The organism is Synechococcus sp. H60.1 (genome assembly GCF_047462335.1).
Classification (GTDB): Bacteria; Cyanobacteriota; Cyanobacteriia; order Thermostichales; family Thermostichaceae; genus Thermostichus.
The window spans coordinates 1-4,002 of sequence record NZ_JANSJA010000261.1; the positions used below are offsets into that span (position 1 = coordinate 1).

The 4,002-nt window shown below is 54.9% G+C and carries 5 protein-coding genes; 3 read left to right on the top strand and 2 right to left on the bottom strand.

Annotation, left to right across the window (positions count from 1 at the left end):
- Nucleotides 1–123: 123 nt before the first annotated feature.
- Entirely contained in the window at nt 124–513 is a 390-nt protein-coding gene (locus tag NW852_RS12300) for a PD-(D/E)XK nuclease superfamily protein (RefSeq protein WP_414348152.1), read from the top strand.
- Nucleotide 514: 1 nt separating this feature from the next.
- Nucleotides 515–1,471, top strand: coding sequence for a DNA adenine methylase (locus NW852_RS12305; protein ID WP_414371166.1), 957 nt, complete (start codon nt 515–517; stop codon nt 1,469–1,471).
- Here the strand turns inward: NW852_RS12305 and NW852_RS12310 are convergent.
- Nucleotides 1,468–2,649, bottom strand: a complete 1,182-nt coding sequence (locus NW852_RS12310; RefSeq protein WP_414371164.1) for a glycosyltransferase family 2 protein — start codon at nt 2,647–2,649, stop codon at nt 1,468–1,470. The two genes, NW852_RS12305 and NW852_RS12310, sit on opposite strands and share 4 nt — an antisense overlap.
- 114 nt (nt 2,650–2,763) lie before the next feature.
- Here NW852_RS12310 and NW852_RS12315 point away from each other — a divergent pair, with 114 nt between their 5' ends.
- On the top strand, nt 2,764–3,108 hold the full coding sequence (locus NW852_RS12315) for an STAS domain-containing protein (RefSeq protein ID WP_414426789.1): 345 nt from the start codon (nt 2,764–2,766) through the stop codon (nt 3,106–3,108).
- A gap of 36 nt (nt 3,109–3,144) precedes the next feature.
- On the opposite strand, the gene NW852_RS12320 is transcribed toward NW852_RS12315, so the two are convergent.
- Nucleotides 3,145–3,966, bottom strand: a complete 822-nt coding sequence (locus NW852_RS12320; protein ID WP_414371160.1) for a tetratricopeptide repeat protein — start codon at nt 3,964–3,966, stop codon at nt 3,145–3,147.
- Nucleotides 3,967–4,002: the final 36 nt, after the last annotated feature.

The following is a 4,002-nucleotide window of genomic DNA, read 5'->3' on the forward strand; positions in this document are numbered from 1 at the left end:
AAGCATATTGTGATTGGATCTATTTCCTTGAGAGGAGTAGTTGGCTATCATGTCATCAAGGGTAGGACAGTGAGGACTTCTTTACTACTGATCAATTCATCTTGTCTGTGAGGAGTTTTCCCAATGCCAGGAAAAGGAACAGCACCTAAAAGTGGTGACAAATTGGAGCAGCGAGTTGTTGCTCTAGCACAATCTCTTGGATTGAAGACACAAGCAAGAGTCAAAGCAGCACGAAGGCTGTGGGGGCAACAGCGCTATATTGATGTGGTCATTAGCGATGAGAAAAGCGGCAAACGACTAGGAGTAGAGTGTAAGTTTCAGGCGACGTCAGGTACAGCAGAAGAGAAGATCCCTGCAACTATTCAAGATATGGAGCACTGGCCTATTCCAGGGATCGTGGTGATTGATGGCGAAGGGTTCTCAAAAAACATGCAAGGATACCTGATGTCTACAGGGAAAGTGGTTTGGTTTAGCGATCTAGAAGATTGGCTACGTTTGTATTTTGGATTGTAACATGAGTGATTTGCTTCTTCCGCGACCCTTTCTAAAATGGGCTGGCGGCAAGACACAACTGACAGACGCCCTATTGGAGCGGATGCCGGTCTATTTCAACACTTACCACGAGCCTTTTGTTGGGAGTGGTGCACTTTTCTTTCGCCTGTACAGAGAACGCAAGATTAAACAAGCGATTCTTTCTGATATTAACGCTGAGTTGATAGATACTTACCTGGCTATTCGCGATCATGTTTGGGAAGTTATTCAACTACTTTCCGAATTTCCATACGATAAAAATTTTTATTACCAGATTCGAGAGAAAGATCCTTGGTCAATGAGTCTTGTAGAACGAGCTGCGCGCATGATTTACCTAAACAAGACAGGCTACAATGGTTTGTATCGCGTCAATCGGCAGGGAAGGTTTAATGTTCCTTTTGGACGATATAAAGCTCCAAAGTATCTGGACAAAGATAATCTTTTAGCCGCATCCCTTGCCCTACAACATGTTGAAATTTTGTGCCTGCCATTTGAGACAGTTGTCGAGAGAGCCAAGCCAGGCGACTGGGTGTATTTCGACCCACCTTATGTTCCTGTCTCGCAAACATCAAACTTTACTTCCTATCATGCCAACGGCTTCACCTTAAAGGATCAAGAGCGACTACGAGATATTTGCATTGACTTGAGCAAGAATAACGTGTACATCACGCTTTCTAATTCTGACACTGCAATCATTCGCTCTTTGTACGCTATGCCCTTCTTTGCCGTTGATGAGGTTCAAGCAAATCGGGCTATCAACTGCAAGGGGGCAAAGCGAGGAAAAATTACGGAGCTAGTGATCACAAACTACCCTGTTGAAAGAACGGTGCAGCTATGCTTACTGGAGCAGGGGTTGCCTTATTTGAATGCCACCCAACAGGCGCCTGCCCCTGCTGCTGCTCCGCTGCGCTTCGGCGTCGCTCCTGAGGCAACAGACTAGTAGGTGCGCCCGCGCCAAGAGCGGGGGCGACTGAGGGCTGACAAGATCACCCGCAGGACAGCCAAGGGATCCGCCAGCGGCGAAGCCCAGAATGTCCAGGGGGGATCCTGGTAGGAGCTGCGAATGCCTACCAGCACGCCCAAGCGCAGGGCGAGTAGGCCTAAGTTTAGCCCCAACAGAACCTGCTCTGTTAGGGAAAAGGGCAACCCCATCCCGGCCTTGATCCCCAGCCCCCCAACTGCCAAGACTGGGATCCCTTGGGTAAGCACCAGTAGGGCGATATCCCCCCACAGTTGAGCCTTGGGAGTGGCGTCTTTCAAATCCAGGGAGCGGCCCCACTCCCGCCAGGTTTCAGCCAAAGACGTGTACATGCGCACCTTGAGCAGGTGCCGACCGTCGCAAAAAGCTACCTTAAAGCCGGCTGCCGCGATCTGCCGCACCAGGGTGACGTCGTCGCAAAAGGAGGCCCGCGCCAGCGTGTAGCCGTTCATGGCTTCCAGCACCGAGCGGCGCACCAACATGCACTGCCCATTGGCCATCGTCCGCTCCGGCAGAGCAGCCGTGTCCCCTGCCGCCCCATAGCGGTAGATCAGGGTTACCAAAAGAGCTGGCTGCAGCCAAGCTTCTCCCCAGTGCTCCAAGATAAACTGCGGCGCCAGGGTGATGAGATCCAGCTGGTTGGCCTGGGCAGTTTCCAGCAAGCGCTCTACCAGGCCTGGCTGGGGGCGGGTATCGGCATCAATACCCAGGATCCACTCAGAGGCGGGATCCGACTGGAGAAATCCATAGTGCAACGCCCAGGGACGACCTACCCAGCCACTGGGCAGGGGATCGTCGGTCAAGAGGCGAAAGCGGGGATCCCGCTCGGCCATCTGCAGCACTTTCTCGCGGGTGCCATCCTGGGAGCGGCTATCCACCACCAGCACCTCGCGCACAACCGCTCCCTGGCGGTGCAGCCCTTCCAGGCAGGGATCCAGGCGCTTGGCTTCGTTGAGGGTGGGCAGTAGGACGCTGACCAGGCCCGGCGGGAAGGGGATCCCCGCTTGGCCAGGGGGCAGAGGGGAAGGGCGCCGCAAAGACGGCAGCAGCCGCGCCAGCAACACCGCCACCATTGGCAGCTGCAGGGCCAGCAAAATCAGGGCAGCCGCATCCCCCATCGGGATCCCGTGCGTATCCATTGGAGCTACCTTCCCACCTCAAACAAATCAAACAAAAGTTGCCCGGCGGAACCCAACCCGGCGACTTTGGTTCAGAATCAATGTGGCTCCCGACCTTGACTTTCTCAGCCCTTTGTGGATGTTTCCACCCAGCTCGGCCCCAAGGGATCCCTTGTCACCCTGGTCAAGCTTCCGGCAGGAAAGCTGGATCCCGCTTTGGTGCGGAAAGAGCTGAGCCAAATTCTCGCCGAGAAACCCAAACACCTCTTACTGGATCTAAGCCAGGTTACGCTGATCGACAGCATGGGGGTGTCGGCTTTGGTGTGGGCAAGACGCACCTGTACTCCCGCCGGCTGTCATCTCAAGCTCTGCGGCTTAGGAGAACAAGCCAAGCTGGTTCTCAAGGTTACCCATCTGGATTCTCTTTTTGAGATTTATCCGTCGGTGGAAGCGGCTCTCAAGGAGGTCTCTGAGTCCTAAAGGGGAGAGCTTACCGCATCCTCAAGTCGAAATCCTCTAGGGGCTAGTCTCCTGGTTCTCAACAGCCTGGGGCTGGTTTCTTTGGGCGTAGAGCTGCGCCTGTTGCCGGATTTCCTCCCGCACCTTGGGCGGGGCCAGGCGGGCCGCTTGCTCAAACAGATCAGGGGCCTGTGCCCGTAGGTCGGCATCGGCAGCAGAGCTGAGGGCTATTGCCTTGCCCAATACCGGGGCAAAATCGCTGGGATCCGCTGCAATCATCTCATCATAAAGGGCCACCGCTTTTCCCGTCTGGTTGTTGCGGGCGTAGATAAAAGCTAAGCGCAGCCGGACATCGCTATCTTCCGGTACTTCCTTCAGATAGTTCTCCAGCAGGTCAATGGCTTCAGAAGTGCGGCCCAGAACTAGTTGAACATCGGCCAGCTCCTGCAGAACTTGGCCATCTTTGGGATCCTTTTTGTAGAGAGCTTGAAGCTGCTCCAGCGCTCCTTCCAGATCTCCTGTCTCCCGCTGAATTTGAGCCAAAAAAGCTCGCAGTTGCCGATTTTCCGGCTCCAGTTCCACCAGCTTCTTCAGCGGCTCAATGGCCCCTTGCGGCTCGTTGAGCTGCAGTTGCGTGTCAATTAACCCCCGCAGGGCAATGGGGTTATCCGGCTCCCGTTCCAGCACGGCCCGGTAGCCGTCCGCCTGGGCCCGCAGTTGCTCGGTAACCAAATTGGCGGTGTCTGCCGAGTCAGAAGGCCCCAGTGCCTGCAGTATCGGGCCAAAGGAGAAGCCCAGGAACATGACTGCGCCAAACACCAGCATCAGGGCTTCCAGGAATTTGCGGAGGGGCGATTTGTCAGGTTTGGACTGAGGCATGAAGGGGCTCGCACCAATCTCTCTGTACTCTATCAT